The organism is Pseudomonas sp. BAY1663 (assembly GCF_000582595.1).
Taxonomy (GTDB): Bacteria; Pseudomonadota; Gammaproteobacteria; order Pseudomonadales; family Pseudomonadaceae; genus Stutzerimonas; species Stutzerimonas stutzeri_AF.
Genome location: NZ_AZSV01000045.1, coordinates 17,490 through 36,053, shown reverse-complemented (window position 1 = coordinate 36,053; position 18,564 = coordinate 17,490). Strand labels below are relative to the sequence as shown.

Annotated in this window: 9 protein-coding genes and 4 pseudogenes; 8 read left to right on the top strand and 5 right to left on the bottom strand. The window is 66.8% G+C overall.

Going from position 1 to position 18,564, the window contains the following annotated elements:
- Positions 1-173 precede the first annotated feature (173 nt).
- From BAY1663_RS13705 to BAY1663_RS13685, 5 genes and pseudogenes are all read left to right on the top strand, one after another.
- Entirely contained in the window at positions 174-1,088 is a 915-nt protein-coding gene (locus BAY1663_RS13705) for a GGDEF domain-containing protein (protein ID WP_037041757.1), read from the top strand.
- A gap of 7 nt (positions 1,089-1,095) precedes the next feature.
- Positions 1,096-2,132 (top strand): annotated as a pseudogene (locus tag BAY1663_RS23880) (AraC family transcriptional regulator ligand-binding domain-containing protein).
- Positions 2,133-2,182: 50 nt separating this feature from the next.
- Positions 2,183-3,070 carry a LysR family transcriptional regulator gene (locus BAY1663_RS13695; RefSeq protein ID WP_037041752.1) on the top strand — a complete coding sequence of 296 codons (888 nt, stop codon included), beginning with the start codon at positions 2,183-2,185 and terminating at the stop codon, positions 3,068-3,070.
- 106 nt (positions 3,071-3,176) lie between these two features.
- A pseudogene (gene fdhD / locus BAY1663_RS13690) lies at positions 3,177-3,981 on the top strand (formate dehydrogenase accessory sulfurtransferase FdhD).
- A pseudogene (locus BAY1663_RS13685) lies at positions 3,978-6,320 on the top strand (FdhF/YdeP family oxidoreductase). The pseudogenes fdhD and BAY1663_RS13685 overlap by 4 nt, the downstream one beginning before the upstream one ends.
- Before the next feature lie 16 nt (positions 6,321-6,336).
- Here the strand turns inward: BAY1663_RS13685 and BAY1663_RS13680 are convergent.
- Entirely contained in the window at positions 6,337-7,032 is a 696-nt protein-coding gene (locus BAY1663_RS13680; RefSeq protein ID WP_037041750.1) for a TrkA family potassium uptake protein, read from the bottom strand.
- Positions 7,022-8,350 (bottom strand): TrkH family potassium uptake protein, encoded by a 1,329-nt coding sequence (locus BAY1663_RS13675; RefSeq protein ID WP_037041748.1) that lies wholly within the window; start codon positions 8,348-8,350, stop codon positions 7,022-7,024. Before BAY1663_RS13675 ends, BAY1663_RS13680 begins: the two co-directional genes overlap by 11 nt.
- A gap of 413 nt (positions 8,351-8,763) precedes the next feature.
- On the opposite strand from BAY1663_RS13675, the gene BAY1663_RS13670 reads away from it, so the two are divergent.
- The 3 genes and pseudogenes from BAY1663_RS13670 to BAY1663_RS13660 all read left to right on the top strand — a co-directional run bounded on the left by BAY1663_RS13670 (position 8,764) and on the right by BAY1663_RS13660 (position 15,007).
- Entirely contained in the window at positions 8,764-9,435 is a 672-nt protein-coding gene (locus BAY1663_RS13670) for a TIGR04211 family SH3 domain-containing protein (RefSeq protein ID WP_037041737.1), read from the top strand.
- A gap of 402 nt (positions 9,436-9,837) precedes the next feature.
- Complete coding sequence (locus tag BAY1663_RS13665) at positions 9,838-12,825, top strand: transglycosylase domain-containing protein (protein WP_256206764.1); 2,988 nt, start codon at positions 9,838-9,840, stop codon at positions 12,823-12,825.
- Between the two features lie 260 nt (positions 12,826-13,085).
- Positions 13,086-15,007, top strand: a pseudogene (locus tag BAY1663_RS13660) (transglycosylase SLT domain-containing protein).
- Positions 15,008-15,380: 373 nt separating this feature from the next.
- Here the strand turns inward: BAY1663_RS13660 and BAY1663_RS13655 are convergent.
- The 3 genes from BAY1663_RS13655 to yegS form a co-directional block, all read right to left on the bottom strand.
- On the bottom strand, positions 15,381-16,181 hold the full coding sequence (locus BAY1663_RS13655) for an MOSC domain-containing protein (protein WP_037041735.1): 801 nt from the start codon (positions 16,179-16,181) through the stop codon (positions 15,381-15,383).
- A gap of 189 nt (positions 16,182-16,370) precedes the next feature.
- Positions 16,371-17,303 carry a chemotaxis protein CheV gene (locus tag BAY1663_RS13650; RefSeq protein ID WP_037041733.1) on the bottom strand — a complete coding sequence of 311 codons (933 nt, stop codon included), beginning with the start codon at positions 17,301-17,303 and terminating at the stop codon, positions 16,371-16,373.
- A 246-nt stretch (positions 17,304-17,549) separates the two neighbouring features.
- Positions 17,550-18,464 carry a lipid kinase YegS gene (gene yegS, locus BAY1663_RS13645; protein ID WP_037041731.1) on the bottom strand — a complete coding sequence of 305 codons (915 nt, stop codon included), beginning with the start codon at positions 18,462-18,464 and terminating at the stop codon, positions 17,550-17,552.
- Between the last annotated feature and the right edge of the window lie 100 nt (positions 18,465-18,564).

Genomic DNA, 18,564 nt, shown 5'->3' with positions numbered 1-18,564 from the left:
TCCAATGAAACCAAAACGTTCATCCGCCACTCCTGCTCCGCCCCCAAGCCCGGCCCTCGATCAATTCACGTCCCAACCACATTTCTCCTGAGCCGAATCGACCCCCGGCCGCTTCATCGAACCGTCATATCGGTCTGTTTCCGTGCACCCATGCCTGGCCACGGAGCCCCTCGATGAAGTCGCTACTCAAACTCCACACCCTCACCCTGCTGGGTCTGGCCCTGGCCGCCAACGCCGGCTTGCAGGTGCTGCTGGCCGCCGGCGAGATCAAGCCGTGGGCCGCGATCGACTGGATGGACGTAGCCGGCGAAGGCGGCAGCGCGGTCCTGGCGCTGGCCTGGCTGGTGATGCTGCTGCACAGCCGCCCGGCCGGCCGGGTGACGCGGCTGCTGGCGCTGGGGCTGGCCTGCATCTGCTTTTCCTGGTGGATGGACACGCTCGACGAATTCATCCAGCTGCCCGCCACGATTTCCTGGGACAACTGGCTGGAAACCGCGCCGATGCCGGTCGGCCTGATCCTCCTGACCGTCGGCCTCTATCACTTCAGCCAGGAGCAGCGCGCCATCAATGCGCAGATGAGCAAGCGCGAGCGGCTGTTTCGCGAACATCGGCTGTTCGACAACCTCACCCCGCTGAGCACCGCCGAATACCTGCGGCGGCAGCTCGATCAGACCCTGCGCCAGGCCGACGAGGAGCAGCGCCCGCTGTCTCTGTTGGCGATCGACCTGGACGACTTCAGCCGGGTCAATCAGCGCTACGGCCAGGCCGAGGGCGATCTGGTGCTGCAGGCCGTGGCGCAGCTGCTGGTGCTCAACCTTCGTCATCAGGACCTGCTCTGCCGCCTGGCCGGCGATCGCTTCGTCGTGCTCCTGCCGGATACTGCCGAACAGCAGGCGCGGCAGCTTGCCGAGGAGTTGCAGACCGCCGTGGCCAGCCTCGCCCACAAGACGCGCCAGCATGGCGAACGCCTGCATCTGCGCGCCAGTACCGCAGTGGTGATGGCCTTCGACGACGATGCCGAGCAGCTGCTCCAGCGCCTCAACCTCGCGCTGGCCAAGGCCAAGCAGTCACTGCCGCGCTGCGCCTGAGACGACCATGAGCAGCTCCTTACGCTGGTACGAGTGGGACAGCCGCTTCATCGCCGCGCATCACCAGCCGGCGGTCCTGCTGGACCTGGCGTTGTCGCGCGGCATCGACAGCCACGCGCTGCTGCGCGGCAGCGGGCTGTTCTACGAAGACATCGCCAGTGGCCGGGCGCGGGTCAGCCCGGCGCAGTTGCTGACCCTGATCGGCAACGCGGAACGCCTGCTCGGCGCAGCGGACAGCAGTTTCCTCTTCGGCCAGCGCCTGCTGCCCGGCCATTACGGCGAAGTCAGCCTGGCGCTGGCCAATGCCGGCAATCTCGAGCAGGCGCTGGAGCGCCTCTGTCAGTTCCGCGCCCTGCTCTGCCCGTTGCTGGCTCCAAGGCTGCTGCTGGATGAACGCCAAATTCACCTGTACTGGCTGGATGGCGGCGCCAGTGGGCGGCACCAGCGGTTCCTCGCGGAGGCGCACCTGACCGCCATCGTCGCGCTGTGCAAACGCGGCTCCGGTCTGCGGTTGCCCTGGCGCTTCCAGTTCGCCTATGCGCAGCCGCGGCACATCGAGCAGTACTGGGTGCATCTGGGCGATGCGCTGCAATTCGACCGCCAGCTGACCCTGCTCAGCCTGCCGCGCGAATACCTGCATCAGCCCTGGCCGGAGGCGTCGACCACCGTGGGCCAGGTCGCGGTGCAGGCCAGCCAGCAACAGATCGATGCGCTGGACGGGCCGTGCGCCTTTCTCGATGCGTTCTACCAGTACCTGGAGGCGCACATCCGCGAGCCGCTGAATCTCGAGCGCGTCGCCGTCGCGTTCGCCATGAGCCCGGCGACGCTCAAGCGCAAGCTGGCCAAGCACGGTACGCATTTCCAGGAACAACTGGACCTGGTTCGCAAGCACGTCGCGCTCTACCTCTACCAGGCCTGTGGCTTGGGTAACGAGGCTGTGGCGCGGCACCTGGCTTCAACGACACCACCAATTTCCGCCGCGCTTTCAAGCGCTGGACAGGCGTGGTGCCCAGCGGACTGCAGCCACTGTTCGACGCACCCTGAGGAAATGCTAAGGTTCGGCCCGCACTACCTTCGATGCAAACGGACCGGGCATGGACATCAAGCAGCTGAAGTTTCTCGTGGCGCTCGACGAAACGCGGCATTTCAGCCAGGCGGCGGCGCGCTGTCACGTCACCCAGCCGACGCTGTCGATGCGCCTGCGCACCCTGGAAGACGAGCTCGGTCTGCAGCTGGTGATTCGTGGCCAGCGCTTCGAAGGCTTCACGCCCGAAGGTGAGCGCATCCTGGCCTGGGCGCGTAGCCTGCTGGCCGCTCAGGACGGACTGCTGGCCGAGGCCGCCTCCTGCCGCGGCCAGCTGGTCGGCACGCTGCGCCTGGGCGTAGTGCCGCTGGCCGGGTTCGACCCGATGCAGCTGGTACGGGCGTTTGGCGAACGCCATCCGAGCCTGCGTTTCGAGCTGTTCGCACTCAGCAGCGAGCAGATTCTCGAGCGACTCAGCCGTAATCTGCTGGATCTCGGCCTGTCCTATCTGGAGCGCCTCGACGACGCGCACTTCGCCAGCCTGCCCCTCGGCGAAACGCGCATGGGTCTGCTGCATGACGAGCGCCATTTCCGCTTCGATGCCCCTTCTCTGAGCTGGGAGGCCCTGGCTGGCCTGCCCCTGGGCCTGCTGACCGGCGGCATGCACTTTCGCCAGTCCATCGACCACGCGCTGCGCAGCCGTGGCCTGAGCCTTGCGCCGCGGCTGCAGACCGATGCCGTACATCACCTGCTGCAGGCAGTAGGCGCCGGACTGTGTTGCGCCATCATGCCGCTCGATAGCGGACTCGAGGCCCTGGACAGCCGGCTGACGCTGACGCCTATCGACAATGCCAGCACTCTGGCGCCGCTGGGGCTGATCCTGCGGCGCGGCTCACCCCAGTCCGCGCTGGGCGAAGCCTGCTTCAACGAGGCGCGCGAGCTGCTGCACCGGCGCTGAACGGCATGCTTGATCGACGCCATCTATCGCGCCATCGGACATAGCGATTGGACGCCCGCGACCGACGCTCCTAGCTGCCTGCGTCGACCTGTCGCAGGCAGCCGCCATGCTCTACGCTACCCTGAAATCCGCTGACCCCGCCGAACCGCACGACACAGGCGCTGCGCTGCTGGCCGAGGAATGCGCGTTGGCCATCAGCTACAACGGCCTCAACCACATCGTGATGATGGTGACGCCGCGGGACCTGGAAGAATTCGTCGTCGGCTTCAGCCTCAGCAGCGGACTGATCGAGCGAATCGATGATCTGCGCGACCTGCGCCTGCACGGCGACGGCAGCGCCCGCCGCGCGGAGGCCCAGATCAGCCGCGGGCGTTTGGACACTCAAGCAACAGCGCCGCCAGTTGGCCGGTACCAGCGGCTGCGGGCTCTGTGGGGTGGATGCGCTGGATCAGGCGCTGCCGCTGCTGGCGCCGCTGCAATCGGTGGCACTGCCGCCCGAAGGGCACTTCCATGAGCTGCGCCAGCGCATTGCGAGCGCCCAGCTGATGGCTCGCGACAGCGGTGCGCTGCACGCGGCGCTGTATGTCGACGGCAACGGAGAGATCGCCCTCTGCCGTGAGGACATCGGCCGGCATAACGCGCTGGACAAGCTGATCGGCGCGCTGACGCTGCAACGCCGCAAGCCGAGCGAAGGCTTCGTCGTGGTCACCAGCCGTTGCAGCCTGGAACTGATCCACAAGGCCGTGCGCGCCGGCATCGGCACGCTGGTCAGCCTCTCGGCACCGACTCAGCTCACCGTGCAGTGGGCGCGTCAGCACCACCTCAACCTCATTCATCTGCCCCACCGCAGCGCGCCACGGGTCTACAGCCCGGCACCGGCGCTGCCCGACCAGAACGGATGCCACCCATGAGCCGCACGTCCCGCTTCCACCCCGCCACCCGCTTCCAGCCCTACGCCGGCCCGGCTGGCGGCTGGGGCGCCCTGCGCAGCGTGGCCAGCGCCTGGCTCGGCAGCGGCAATGCGCTGAAGAACATCCGCGCCATGCTCAAGACCAACCAGAACGGCGGCTTCGACTGCCCCGCTGCGCCTGGGGCGACTCGCCGGAGGCCGGTGCGGTGAAGTTCTGCGAGAACGGCGCCAAGGCGGTGAACTGGGAAGCGACTCGGCGCCGCGTGGATGCCACCTTTTTCGCCCGCCACAGCGTCAGCCAGCTGCGTGAGCAGAGCGATTACTGGCTCGAATACCAGGGGCGCCTCACCGAACCGCTCCGTTATGACGCGGCTAGCGACCGCTATCAGCCGATCACCTGGATGATGCGTTCGCGCTGATCGCGCAACACCTGAACGGTCTGGCCAGCCCGCACCAGGCAGCCTTCTACACATCCGGCCGGGCCAGTAACGAGGCCGCTTACCTCTACCAGCTGTTCGGTCGCAGCTTCGGCACCAACAATTTTCCCGACTGCTCGAACATGTGCCACGAGGCCAGCGGCGTCGCCCTTACCGAATCCATCGGTGTCGGCAAGGGCACGGTGACGCTGGAGGATTTCGACCACGCCGATGCGATCTTCGTACTTGGCCAGAACCCCGGCACCAACCACCCGCGCATGCTCGAACCGCTGCGCCAGGCGCTGGAGCGCGGTGCCCAGGTGGCCTGCGTCAATCCCTTGCGCGAGCGCGGCCTGGAACGCTTCCAGCACCCGCAGAAGCCCATCGAGATGCTCGCCAACCAGGACGCGCCAACCCACAGCCTCTACCTGCGGCCCAATCTCGGCGGCGATCTGGCCGTACTGCGCGGCATCGCCAAGTACCTGCTGCAATGGGAACGCGAAGCGCTGGCGAGCGGCGGCCCGGCAGTATTCGACCGGGCCTTCCTCGCCGAACACACCCGAGGAATCGACGATTACCTGGCAGCGGTGGATGCCACGCCCTGGCCGCAGATCGAGCAGCAGTCAGGGCTGGGCCGCGAGGAAATCCGCCATGCCGCGCAGGTTTACCGCGACGCCGGGCGCACCATCGTCTGCTGGGCCATGGGCATCACCCAGCACCGTCACTCAGTGGCGACCATCCAGGAAATCGCCAACCTGCTGATGCTGCGCGGCAACCTCGGCAAGCCTGGGGCCGGTGCCTGCCCGGTGCGCGGCCACAGCAACGTGCAGGGTGATCGCACCATGGGCATCAACGAACGCCCGCCGGCGGCACTACTGGATGCGCTGGAACACCATTTCGCCCTGCCGATGCCCCGCCAGCCCGGGCACAACACCGTGGAATGCATCCAGGCCATGCTGGCCGGAGAGGTGCAGGTATTCATCGGCCTGGGCGGCAACTTCGCCCAGGCCACGCCGGACAGCCCGCGCACCCGCCAGGCGTTGCGCAACTGCGCGCTGACCGTGCAGATCAGCACCAAGCTCAACCGCAGCCACCTGACCATGGGTCGCGAAGCGCTGATCCTGCCCTGCCTCGGCCGCACCGACATCGACCGCCAGGCCTGCGGCCCGCAGGCGGTCACCGTGGAAGATTCGTTCAGCATGATCCACGCCTCCCGGGGCCAGTTGGAGCCGCTGTCGACGCAGATGCGTTCGGAGCCGGCTATCGTCGCTGGCATCGCCGCCGCGACCCTGGGCAAGCGCCCGGTGGACTGGCTCTGGCTGGTGGAAGACTACGCGCGCATTCGCGAGCTGATCGCCGCAACCATCCCGGGCTTCGCCGGCTTCGACCACCGCCTGCATCGCCCTGGCGGTTTCTACCTGGCAATGCCGCCGCGCGCCGGGAATGGAACACCGCCAGCGGCCGCGCCGCGTTCAAGGCGCATGCGCTGCCCGCCGAGTTGCTGCCGGAGCAAGCGCGCCAGCCCGGCGTCAGCGCCGATCTGATCTTGCAGACGCTACGCTCCCACGACCAGTACAACACCACGCTGTACGGCCTGGACGACCGCTACCGCGGCGTCAAGGGCATGCGCGAGGTGGTGTTCGTCAATCCGGCCGACATTCAGCGCCTGGGCCTGGAGGCGGGCCAGCGGGTCGATCTGGTCTCGCTCTGGGACGACGGCATCGAGCGGCGCGTAAGCGGCTTCACCCTGCTCGCCTACGACACCCCGCCGGGCCAGGCCGCCGCCTATTACCCGGAAACCAACCCGCTGGTGCCGCTGGAGAGTTTTGGCGACCGCAGCTATACGCCGACCTCGAAATTCGTCGCCATCCGCGTGCTGCCCGCCACGCAGGCAATGCAGCCGGAGATGATCGTCAGCGGCTGACCACGCCGAGGAAGCCTTACCGGCCCTGCCCGGCGAAGCGCTGGATCTGGTGGGTGGGGCCCGACACGATCAGCAGGTCGCCGGGCAGCACCTGGGTGCTTGGCGTGGCATGCTGGAAATCCTCGTTGGCACGCTTCAGACCAACGACGGTCACGCCGAAGTTCTCGCGCACGGCCGCGTTCGCCAGCGTGCTGTTGTGAATCCGTTCAGGGGCATGGATCTTGGCGATGGCGAACCCGTCATCGAACTCGATGAAATCAATCATTCTTCCGGTGATCAGGTGGGCCACTCGCTCGCCCATGTCCGCCTCGGGATAGACCACGTGGTGAGCGCCGATACGCATCGCGATCTGGCCATGCTCGGCGGTCAGCGCCTTGACCCAGATGTCCTGGATGCCGAGTTCGGTCAGGGCCATGATGGTCATCAGGCTCGCCGCCAGGTCGGTGCCGATACCGACGATGGCGTGGGCGAAGTCCGCGACGCCGAGCTGCCGCAACGCCATGACGTTGGTGGAGTCGGCCTGTACGGCATGGGTGAGCAGGTCCGCCCAGGCGTGCACGGGCTCGGGGTCCTGGTCGATGCCCATCACGTCGTGCCCCAGCCGGGTCAGCGATTGCGCCACGGAGCTGCCGAAGCGGCCCAGCCCGATGACCACCACGCTGTCACCTTTAGAGAACGAAAATTTCTCTGAAAACAACAATTTATCCAACAATTGGTTGTTCCTCCGGATAGCGGTAGGGCATGCGGTGTTCCCCCAGGGCAAGCGACGCCGCGAGGGTGATGATTCCGACCCGCCCGACGTACATGAGCAGCGTCAGCATGAGCTGGCTGGACTCGGGCAGGTCGGCGGTGATCCCCGTGGAAAGCCCAACGGTGCCGAATGCGGAAATGACCTCGAATATCACCTGATCGGTGGGGAAATCGGTTTCGCGAAGAATGACCAGCGTACCCAGCACCACCATGGCACTGCCCAGCACCAGCACCGTGATGGCCTGGCGCTGCGCCGAGCTTCCGACCCTGCGCCCGAATGCCTCGCTGTCGGTCCTGCCGCGGATTTCGGCGATCACCAGCAGCGCCAGGATGGCGACGGTACCGACCTTCACCCCGCCGGCGGTGCCGGCACTGCCGCCGCCGATGAACATCAGGAAGTAGTGCAGCGCCCAGCTTTCATGGGTCAGGGCGTCGATGTCGATCGAATTGAAACCGGCGGTTCGCGCCGAAACGGAAGCGAAGGCGGCCGACAGCAGTTTCTCCGGCCAGGCCATCGGCCCGAGCGTGTTCGGGTTCGACCATTCGAACAGCAGCAACGTCAGAAAGCCGCCCACAAGCAGCACCGCGGTGCCTGACAGGGTGAGCTTGGTATGCAGCGACCAGTGACGCGGATCGGAGAATTTGCTGCGCAGATCATAGAGGACGGGAAACCCGAGCCCGCCGATCACGATGGCCATCATGACCGGTAGCAGGATCAGCGCATCCGAGGAATAGCGGACAAGGCTGTCGCCATGAATCGAGAACCCCGCGTTGTTGAAAGCCGAGACGGCATGGAACAACCCGCTCCAGGCCGCCTCCCCCCAGGGGAGGCCATAGGACAGGTGCAGCCGGAGGGTCAGCAGCAGCATGATCACCAGCTCCATGCCGAGGGTCACCACCAGCACCAGCTTGGCTACGCCCGAGATATCGCCCAGGCCCAGCACATGGGACTCGGCCTGGGCGATCAGCTTGGTCCTCAAGCGAAAGGACCGGTTGACCAGCAGGCCCAGCAGCGTTGCCAGCGTCATCATGCCGAAACCGCCGAGCTGAAAGAGCAGCATGATCACCGACTGCCCGAACAGCGACCAGTACGTGCCCGTATCCACCACCACCAGGCCGGTTACGCAGACGGCCGATACGGCGGTGAAAAAGGCGGTGACCCAGGGTGCGGATTCCCCATGGGCATGGGCCACCGGCAACGAAAGCAGGATGCTGCCGCAGAGGATGGCGAGCAGGAAAACCAGCGCGACCGCTCTACCCGGATATAGCAGTGATTTCATTCGACCTGACGCCGACAGACCAGAAGAGTGCGCTCCGACATCACCGACGAACGGGCGGCCCTCGAAGCAGGGCGAGAGACTATGCGCAATAGGCCGCGCGTTCAATCGCAACGCGGCGATTTGCTGGCCAGCCGCCATCGAGCTCAGCCCGGCCGACATGCGGCCGCGAAGCGGTGAACTCCCGCCGATCCCCGCTGTCTGTCAGCTGATGCACCATACGGGACGGCTATAGGGCTATGTGTCCTTTCGGAACGCTGCCGCCAAGCGCCCCCGTCCGTAGCCACCGACCCAATCTGGCCGCTTCAGTCCTGCGCCTGCCCGTCGCGTATTCCGGCAGGCCCCGCCAGACGGTGCCTCTCCTCACCGCCCCGCTCATCAGCGGCTTCATTCTTCTTGATTAACGTGAACGGTTCATGTCGATATCTCTCCATCTTTCTGCCACGCTCTCCCGCCTCCCCCTTTCCGCCTCGCGCCGGGCGATCGGCGCAGGCCTGCTCGGTGCGCTGCTGGGCGCTGTCGGTACGGTCAATGCGCAAGAATCGAATACCCGCTGGGTCAGCGACAGCCTGAACACCTATGTACGCAGCGGCCCGACCGACGGCTACCGCATCGTCGGCACCCTGACCTCCGGGCAGAAGGTCGAACTGGTCAGCACCCAGGGCGACTACAGCCAGGTGCGATCCGAGTCCGGCAGCACCGTCTGGATTCCCAGCAAGGAACTGCAGGAAGTGCCCGGCCAGGCCGAACGCCTGCCGCAGCTGGAACAGCAGGTCGCCGAGCTCACCGACCAGCTGGAGACCATCGACGCGAGCTGGCAGGCGCGTGTGCAGGGCATGCAGGAGACGCTGGATTCACGCAAGACGCTGATCGATGAGCTGGACGCACGCCGTGTCGCCCTTGAGGCCGAGCTGACCGATGCCCAGTCGGAGCTGCGTGCCACCCAGGCACGCCTGGGCGAGGAGAACCAGCGCGTGCTCATGCAATACATGGTCTACGGCGGCAGCATCGCCGGCGCCGGGCTGCTGCTGGGCCTGATCCTGCCGACGCTGACCCGCGGCCGCAAACGCAACGACCGCTGGTTCTGAGGCAACCCGGGCCAAAAGCAGCCTCTACGCACCATCCCCGTAGGAGCCGGGGGGCGCCGAGTCCTTGCCGGCGATCATCGGCGTTGCGCGCGGATCGCCAGCAAGCCGGCTCCTACGCGTCCCCAGGGGTTTCAGCCCATCAAGCGACTCTGCTGGGCTGAAGTGACCGAGGGCCCTGCCCCGGGCCGTTCCGTTCGTCCAGCCACCATCGCTCGCCCTGCGCCCCGACTATGCTTGCCAGAGAGATCTCCTAGGAAGCCAGGCACATATGGGCGCAGTATGGCGGTCCGACAATCAATCCCAGACAGGGCGGTCCAAACGCGCCCCCTCCCCCTTTCATCCCAAACACGCAAAAGCCGCCGCAAGCGGGCCCGCAGACTCGCGTGGCTGGCCGGCCTGACCTTGCTCGCCGCGGGCGGCTACCTCGGCTGGCAGGAACTGCAAACCTCGCAATGGCAGGCGCAGTGGCTGAGCCGCTATGCCGCGAGCCTCGAATACCGCGTCCGGCCGGGGCCAAGCACACGCATCCAGTTTCCCGACGATGGTCCCTTCGACCGCCGGCTGGGCTACGTCGCGCTGCCGCGCTTCATCGAACAGCTGGCACAGCGCAACTTCCGCATCGAGGAGCAGGCCCGCTTCTCCCCGGCCCTGCTGGATTACGCCAGCCGCGGCTTCTTCCTGCCCTACCCGGAACAGGCCCAGGCCGGGCTGACCATCAACGACTGCCGCGGCGTGCCGCTGTATGCCAACAGCTATCCGCGCCAGTACTACGAGTCCTTCGAGGACATCCCGCCGCTGGTGGTCATGAGCCTGCTGTTCATCGAGGACCGTGGCCTGCTCGACGCCGACCGCCCCCATGCCAATCCGGCCGTGGACTGGCCGCGCTTCACCAAGGCCGCTATCAGCCAGCTGGAGAAGCGCCTCGGCCTGGCCGGTCAGGCCGCCGGCGGCAGCACCCTGGCGACGCAGGTGGAAAAGTACCGCCACTCGCCCGAAGGGCGCACCGGTGACCCGCAGGAAAAACTCCGGCAGATGGTGTCGGCCAGCGTGCGCACCTACCGCGAGGGCCCGCAGACCCTCGCCACGCGCCAGCGCATCGTGCGCGACTACCTGAACAGCGTGCCGCTGTCCGCTGCGCCCGGGCATGGCGAGGTGCACGGCATCGCCGATGGCCTGCGCCTGTGGTTCGGCGCCGACTTCGCCGAGGTCAACCGCCTGCTCGACCCGGGCCGCAACAGCGGCTCCGGGCTGCAGGCGCAGGGCCTGGCGCTGCGCCAGGTGCTGTCGCTGCTGATCGCCCAGCGGCGCCCCTCCCATTACCTGGGTAGCAGCAGCGGCCGCGAGGAAATGGCCGGGCTCACCGACAGCCACATCCGCCTGCTGGCCAACGCCGGTCTCATCGGCACGACGCTGCGCGACGCCGCCCTGGGCCAGCGGATCGCGGCGTACAATCCGAGCCGCGACGAGGCCATCCTCGCCGTGGAGACCACCAAGGGCATCAGCGTCGCGCGCATGCGCCTGGCCGGCCTGCTCGGCTTGCCGCTGTACGACCTGGACCGTCTCGACCTCACCGCCAGCACCCCGCTGCAGGGTGATCTGCAGAGTCAGGTCAGCGAGTATCTGAGGCGTCTCGCCGATCCCCAATTCGCCGAATCCGTGGGGTTGTTCGGCGACCGCATGCTGTCGCCGGAAAAGACCGCCGAGGTGCGCTACAGCTTCACGCTGTTCGAGCGCGGCGACGAAGGCTTCCGCGTGCGGGTGCAGACCGACAACACCAACCAGCCCTTCGACATCAACGAGGGCAGCAAGCTGGAACTGGGCTCGACCGCCAAGCTGCGCGTGCTGGCCACCTACCTCGAAGTGGTCGCAGAGCTGCACCAGCGCTACGCCGGCCTGAGCCCCGAGGAGCTGCGCAAGATCGACGCCAAAGCCAACATCAGCCGCTGGGCCATCGGCTATCTCGCCCAGGCCCGCGACCGCAGCCTCGCCGCCATGCTCGATGCCGCGCTCGAACGGCGCTATTCGGCCAGCCCCGCCGAGCGCTTCTTCACCGGCGCGGGGATGCACCACTTCGGCAACTTCCGCCGCGAGGACAATGGCCGCATCCCCACCGTGCGCGAGGCGCTGCGCGAATCGATCAACCTGCCGTTCGTGCGCCTGATGCGCGACCTGGTGAGCTACAGCACCTACGAAACCATCAACAGCGCCGAGCTGCTGAAGAATGACAAGGACCCGCGCCGCCTGGAATACCTGACCCGCTTTGCCGACCGCGAGGGCTCGGTGTTCCTGCAGCGCTTCTGGAAGAAATACCGCGACAAGAGCGCCGAGCAGCGCATCGAGACCTTCCTGCAGGGCATGCGGCCGACGCCGGTGCGCCTGGCGGCCGTGCACCGCTACCTGATGCCGGATGCCGAGCGCGGCGCCTTCGACCAGTTCCTCGAACAGCACCTGCCGACGACCGAACTGAGCGACAAAGAGCTCGATGCGCTCTACACCCGCTACGGCCCCGGTGCCTTCAGCCTGCCCGACCAGGCCTACATCGCCCGCACGCACCCGCTGGACCTGTGGCTGCTCGGCTACCTGATCGCCCATCCGCAGGCGACGCTTTCCGAGGTGGTCGCCGCCAGCCGCGCCGAGCGCCAGGAAGTCTATGGCTGGCTGTTCCGCAGCCGGCACAAGAGCGCGCGCGACAGCCGCATCCGCATCATGCTGGAAGTCGAGGCCTTCACCGACATCCATCGGCGCTGGCAACGGCTGGGCTACCCTTTCGACAACCTGGTGCCGTCGCTCGCCACCGCGCTCGGCAGCTCCGGCGACCGCCCCGCGGCGCTGGCCGAGCTGATGGGCATCATCCTCAACGACGGCGTGCGGCTGCCCAGCGTGCGCATCGACAACCTACACTTCGCCGAAGGCACGCCCTACGAGACGCGCATGGGTTTCGTCGCCGGCAAGGGCAAACGGGTGATGCCGGTGGAAGTCGCCCGGGCCCTGCAGGAGACCCTCGCCAACGTGGTCGAGGGCGGTACCGCGCGGCGCCTGCAAGGCAGCTTCGTACAGGACGACGGCAGCCCGCTGCGGGTCGGCGGCAAGACCGGCACCGGCGACAACCGCATCCAGAGCATCGGCGCCGGCGGGCGGCTGATCAGCTCGCTGGCGATGAACCGCACCGCCACGTTCGTCTTCTATCTCGGCCCGCACCACTTCGGCACGCTGACGGCCTACGTGCCGGGCCGCGCCGCCGACAGTTTCCGCTTCACCTCGGCCCTGCCGGTGCAGGCGCTCAAGGGCATGGCGCCGATCCTGCGGCCCTATCTGCAGGGCAGCGGCACCCTCTGTCGCCCCGAGCCCTTGCCGGTCTTGAGCCAGGGACTGCTCTCGGCCGAAAAATGAACGGGCCGTACGCTGCAGTGACGAACACGGCGCCATTGGCCGCTCAATCTCGGCGCCCCCAGCCGGACAACCGGCAGCGAAACGGCTACAGCCCTACGCTCGTCGGAAGTTCGGTTTTGTTCGCGACGGGAGCACAAAGCGCGTTTAACTGGCCGAGGCGGCACGCTAAGCTAGCGCTCGTTTGCAGGTTTTTGAGAACTGGCGCATATCGCCGCGCTCATCACCCTGCCAGTCCAACGCCCCCCGTTTTCGGAAGTACCATGCGCGGCCGCCTTTCCAGTCTGTTCTTCTGCCTGTTTTTCTCGGCCCTCGGCTCGATGTGTCCGCCGCCAGCCTCGGCCAGCAACGCCAGTACTACGATGAAGCCAAGCAGGCCCTGGCCAAGGGCAACAGCGGGCCTTACCGGCGCTACCAGAGCGCCCTGCGCGACTACCCGCTGGAACCCTACCTGGCTTATGACGAACTCACCGCCCGGCTGAAGACCGCCAGCAACCAGGAGGTCGAGGAATTTCTCGCCGAGCATGGCGACCTGCCGCAGATCAACTGGATGAAGCTGCGCTGGCTGCGTCTGCTGGCCGAGCGCGGCGACTGGCAGACCTTCACCCGCTACTACGACCCGCAGATGAACTTCACCGAACTGGACTGCCTGTTCGGCCAATACCAGCTCAGCAACGGCCTGCCGGGCGCAGACGCCGCCGCCGAGCGCCTCTGGCTGGTCGGCAAGTCCCAGCACAACGCCTGCGACCGCCTGTTCGAACACTGGGACGCCAAGGGCCTGCTCACCGAGGAGCGCCGCTGGAAGCGCGCCAAACTGGCCGTGGAAAGCGGCAACTACGGGCTCGCCAGCTACCTGGTGAAACGCCTGCCGACCCTGCAGACACAAGGCCAGCTGATGCTCGACGTCGCGCAGAAGCCGCAGATGCTCGGCCAGCCGGAGCGCTTCGCCTCGGCCAGCCCGGCGATGGCGGACGTCGTCTCCATCGGCCTGCGCCGGCTGGCCCGCCAGGACCCGGAAAAGGCCCTCGACCTGCTCGACGGCTATGCCCGGCGCTTCGCCTTCTCCGACGACGAAAAAGTCGCCATCGCCCGGCAGATCGGCCTGACCCTGGCCAAGCGTTTCGACAGCCGCGCGCTGAAAGTGATGGCCGAATACGACCCGCAACTGCGCGACAACACCGTCAGCGAATGGCGTGCGCGGCTGCTGCTGCGCCTCGGCCGCTGGGACGAAGCCCACGAACTGACCCGGCGCTTCCCCGAGGAACTGGCCAGCAGCAATCGCTGGCGTTACTGGCAGGCGCGCAGCCTGCAACTGGCCAAGCCGCAGAGCAAGCAGGCCGAGCAGCTCTACCAGCCGGTGGCGCTGGAACGCGACTTCTACGGCTTCCTTTCGGCCGACCGCATCCAGGCGCCGTACCGGCTCAATCATCAGCCGCTGGCGCTGGAACCGAAGGTGCTGCAGAAGGTGCGCAACACCGCCGGCATCCGCCGCGCCCTGGAATTCCACGAGCGCGGGCAGATCGTCGACGGCCGCCGCGAGTGGTACCACGTCAGCCGCCTGTTCAGCCGCGACGAACTGGTCGCGCAGGCGCGCCTGGCCTACGACAGGGAATGGTATTTCCCGGCGATCCGCAGCATCAGCCAGGCGCAGTACTGGGACGACCTGGATATCCGCTTCCCCATGGCCCATCGCAGCGCCATGGTCCAGGCCGCCAGGGCGCGGGACATCCATCCCAGCTGGGCCTTTGCCGTGACCCGCCAGGAAAGCGCCTTCATGGCCGATGCGCGCTCGCATGTCGGCGCCACCGGGCTGATGCAGCTGATGCCGGCGACGGCACGCGATACCGCCAAACGGTTCGGCATCCCGCTGGCCTCGCCGCAGCAGATACTCAACCCCAATACCAACATCCAGCTCGGCACCGCCTACCTGAGCCAGATCTACGGCCAGTTCAACGGCAACCGCGTGCTCGCCTCCGCCGCCTACAACGCCGGCCCCGGCCGTGTACGTCAATGGCTGCGCAACGCCGAGCACCTGTCGTTCGACGTGTGGGTGGAGAACATCCCCTTCGACGAAACCCGCCAGTACGTGCAGAACGTGCTGACCTACTCGGTGATCTACGGGCAGAAACTCAACACGCCGCAACCGCTGGTGGAATGGCACGAGCGGTTCTTTGAATCGCAGTAGCCGGAAGCCGGAAGCCTAAAAGCATCGCCCCGGGGGCGGGCCTCCCACGAAAAGCCGCCTGTGCATACCGGACCCTGCGGGAGGCGCGCCCTCGCGGCGATAGCAGGCCGCAGGACTGCCAAAAGCTTGAAGGCATCGCCCCGGGGCGGGCCTCCCACAAGAGCCGCCTGCGCATGCCGGACCCTGTGGGAGGCGCGCCCTCGCGGCGATTGCAGGCCGCAGGACTGCCAAAAGCTTGAAGGCATCGCCCCGGGGGCGGGCCCCTCCCACGAAAAGCCGCCTGCGCATGCCGGACCCCGTGGGAGGCGCGCCCTCGCGGCGATTGCAGGCCGCAGGACTGCCAAAAGCTTGAAGCCTGCCCCAGGGAGCGGGCCTATTCCAGCACGTCCACCGGCATGCCGAGCGCCAGTTCGCCGCGGCCCTCGGCAATCAGGTTCTGCCCGAAGAACACGCCGCCCTCGCCCTTGCGGTAGCCCAGCAGGGTCGCCAACGGTTCGCGCTCGGCGTCGCGCTCGGCGGTCGCCGGGTCGATGGTCGGGATGACGCAGCGCGAGCAGGGCTTGACCACGCGAAACTCCAGCTGGCCGATGCGGATGCGCTTCCAGCCGTCCTCGGCGTAGGGCGCCGCGCCGCTCACCACCAGGTTCGGCCGGAAGCGCAGCATTTCCAGCGGGCGGCCGACGCGCTGCACCAGGTCATCCAGCGACGCCTGGCCGATGAGCAGGAAGGGGAAACCGTCGCTGAAGGCGGTACGCTCGCCAAGCTGCGCGTAGTCCAGATCCACTTGGATACCCTCTTCCACCGGCAGATGGACCAGGCGGCAGGCCTGGCCGAGAAAGCGCGTCAGCCAGGCGGCGGCCGCTTCGCCGGCATCCGGCACCACGGCGTTCGAACTCCAGATCTGCACGCAGCGCATCGTCGTCGTATCCGGCACGGCGACATCCAGGTCGTCCATGCCCGGTGCGCTCAGCCGCAAGGCCTGCGTACCCTGCCAGCGCGCCTGCAAAAGCGCCATCCGCGGCACGGCGCGTTGCGTCAGGAAGCGCCCCGTGCCGGCGGCGACCACCATCCAGCGACGGTCGCCAACGAGGCCGAGCGCATCGCTGCTGGCCTGCTGCAGCGCTTCGCCGGCGGCGGACTTGAGAGGGAAACGATAGAGCGAGGAGAGATGCATGCAACGCTTCCTTGGCGGACCATTCGTGGCCGTTCGAGCGGTGGACGAGCGAGGCATCGCCCAGCGCGCGCCCGAAAGGCAGGACCGCCGTAGGGTGGCAAAACCGCGGAGCGTTTTCCACCAGTTCCTGGCCGCCGATCGCGAGCTCGCGCCTACTAGAGCCTGGATGTGAATGGGCCTAAGCGCCGATCAGCTCGGCTCGTCGCGCTTGAGGCGGTCCTGGATCACGTCGACGAGCTTCTCCGGCTGGAACTTGGAAAGGAAATTGTCGCAACCGACCTTCTGCACCATCGCCAGGTTGAAGCTGCCGGACAGTGAGGTGTGCAGCACCACGTAGAGGTCGTGCAGGCGCGGATCGTTGCGGATTTCGGTGGTCAGGCGGTAGCCGTCCATCTCCGGCATCTCGGCGTCGGTGAAGACCATCAGCAGCTTGTCGGTCAGCACTTCGCCGGCGTCGGCCCAGGCCTTGAGCATGTTCAGGCCCTTCAGGCCGTCGCTGGCGGTATGGATCTTCAGGCCGAGCTGGCTGAGGGTTTCGCGCAGCTGCGCCAGAGCGACGCTGGAATCGTCCACGCAAAGCACCTCACGGCCGCGGGCCCGCTCGAGAAGCGGGTCGGCCAGGCGCTCGGCAGGAATGCTGGTGTCGTAGGGCACGATCTCGGCCAGCACCTTTTCCACGTCGATGACCTCCACCAGCTCGTCGTCGACCTTGGTGATGGACGTCAGGTAGTGCTGGCGGCCAGCCGTGCTCGGCGGCGGCATCACCGCATCCCAGTTGAGGTTGACGATACGGTCTACGCCGCCGACCAGGAATGCCTGCACCGTGCGGTTGTACTCGGTGACGATGATGGTGCTGCGCTCATCCGGCACCAGCGGCCGCAGGCCGATCGCCAGCGACAGGTCGATGACCGGCAGGGTCTGGCCGCGCAGGTTGATCACCCCGCATACCGAGCTGTGGCGGTGCGGCATGAGCGTCATTTTCGGCAGTTGGACGACTTCCTGCACCTTGAACACGTTGATGGCGAACTTCTGCCGACCGCCGAGCCGGAACATGAGGATTTCCAGGCGATTCTGGCCCACCAGGCGGGTACGTTGATCGACTGAATCGAGGATGCTGGCCATTTCGGGTTCCTTGGTGAACGACGGATAAAGGCATATCGGCCGCTTGCGGCGCGGCTTTATGCTCCCGGGTAGGTCTTTTTCTCAACATGCGGGTTGTAGAAATGCGCGCGTAGGTTGGGTTGAGCGCAGCGAAGCCCAACAGAAAACGGCACGAACGTGTTGCGCTTCGTCGCCTTGCGCCTCAACCCAACCTACGCGCAGCGCCAACCTGCCCGCTGCTCCGATCATGCATGGGCGCTGCCCCTATCAGCTCAGCTGCTGTGCAGGACGCAATAACAAGGGGGAATCCGCCGGCAAATGCAGGCGCAGCGCGCCGGGGCGGGCTTCGAAGCGCAGGCGTTCCCCGCTGAACGGTTCGCCATCCAGGTTGATGTCGATCGATTCCGGCGCCTCGACTTCGAGCCAGGCCACCCGGGCACTCACCGATACCGCCTCGACACCCAGCAGCCCGCCGCTGAGCAAAGTGCCCAGGGTGCCGACCGTATCGGCTGGCGCCGGCACGATGCACACGTCCAGCAGGCCATCATTGATCGTCGCCTGTGGGCAGAGCAGCTGGCCGCCGCCGGCCTGGCGGCCGTTGCCGATGCCCAGCGCGAGGAATTCGCCCTGCCAATCGAAACCCGGCCCGCGAAAATGCCCCTGCGTGGACTGGATCTCGGCGAAGCGTGTCAGCCCGGTCAGCAAATAGGCCCCGCCACCGAGCACCCGCTTCAGTTCCTCGGAGGTCGTGGCGGTGACTTTCGAGCCGAAACCACCGGTGGCCATGTTGACGAACAGCTGGCCATTCATCTCGCCCATATCCACCGGCTGCGCCGGCTCGTCCAGCAGGGCCAGGGCCTCGAACGGCTCCAGCGGAATACCGGCGGCGCGGGCGAAATCGTTGGCACTGCCAAGCGGCATCAGCGCCAGGCTCGCATCCACCTGGCTCGACAACAACGCTTCGGCCACTTCCCGCAAGGTACCGTCGCCACCGCCGGCGACCAGTTGCCGGTATCCCGCATCAAGCGCTTCCAGCACCTGCCGGCGCGCATCGCCGGCTTCCCAGGTAACGCGAACCGCCAGGTCCCAGCCGAGTTCGCGCTGCTGCCTGACGGCCTCGCGAACCGTTTCATTGAGCGCCTGTTTACCGTGCAGTACCAGCAGCGCCTTGGCATCGCTCATGGCCGTTCGTTCCTCGCTATTTCGACGCTATATCAGACCCGTTCGCCGCAGCGAAGTTGTGCCATCCAGACGCAGCGAGGATTAACCCAAAAGTTCGATA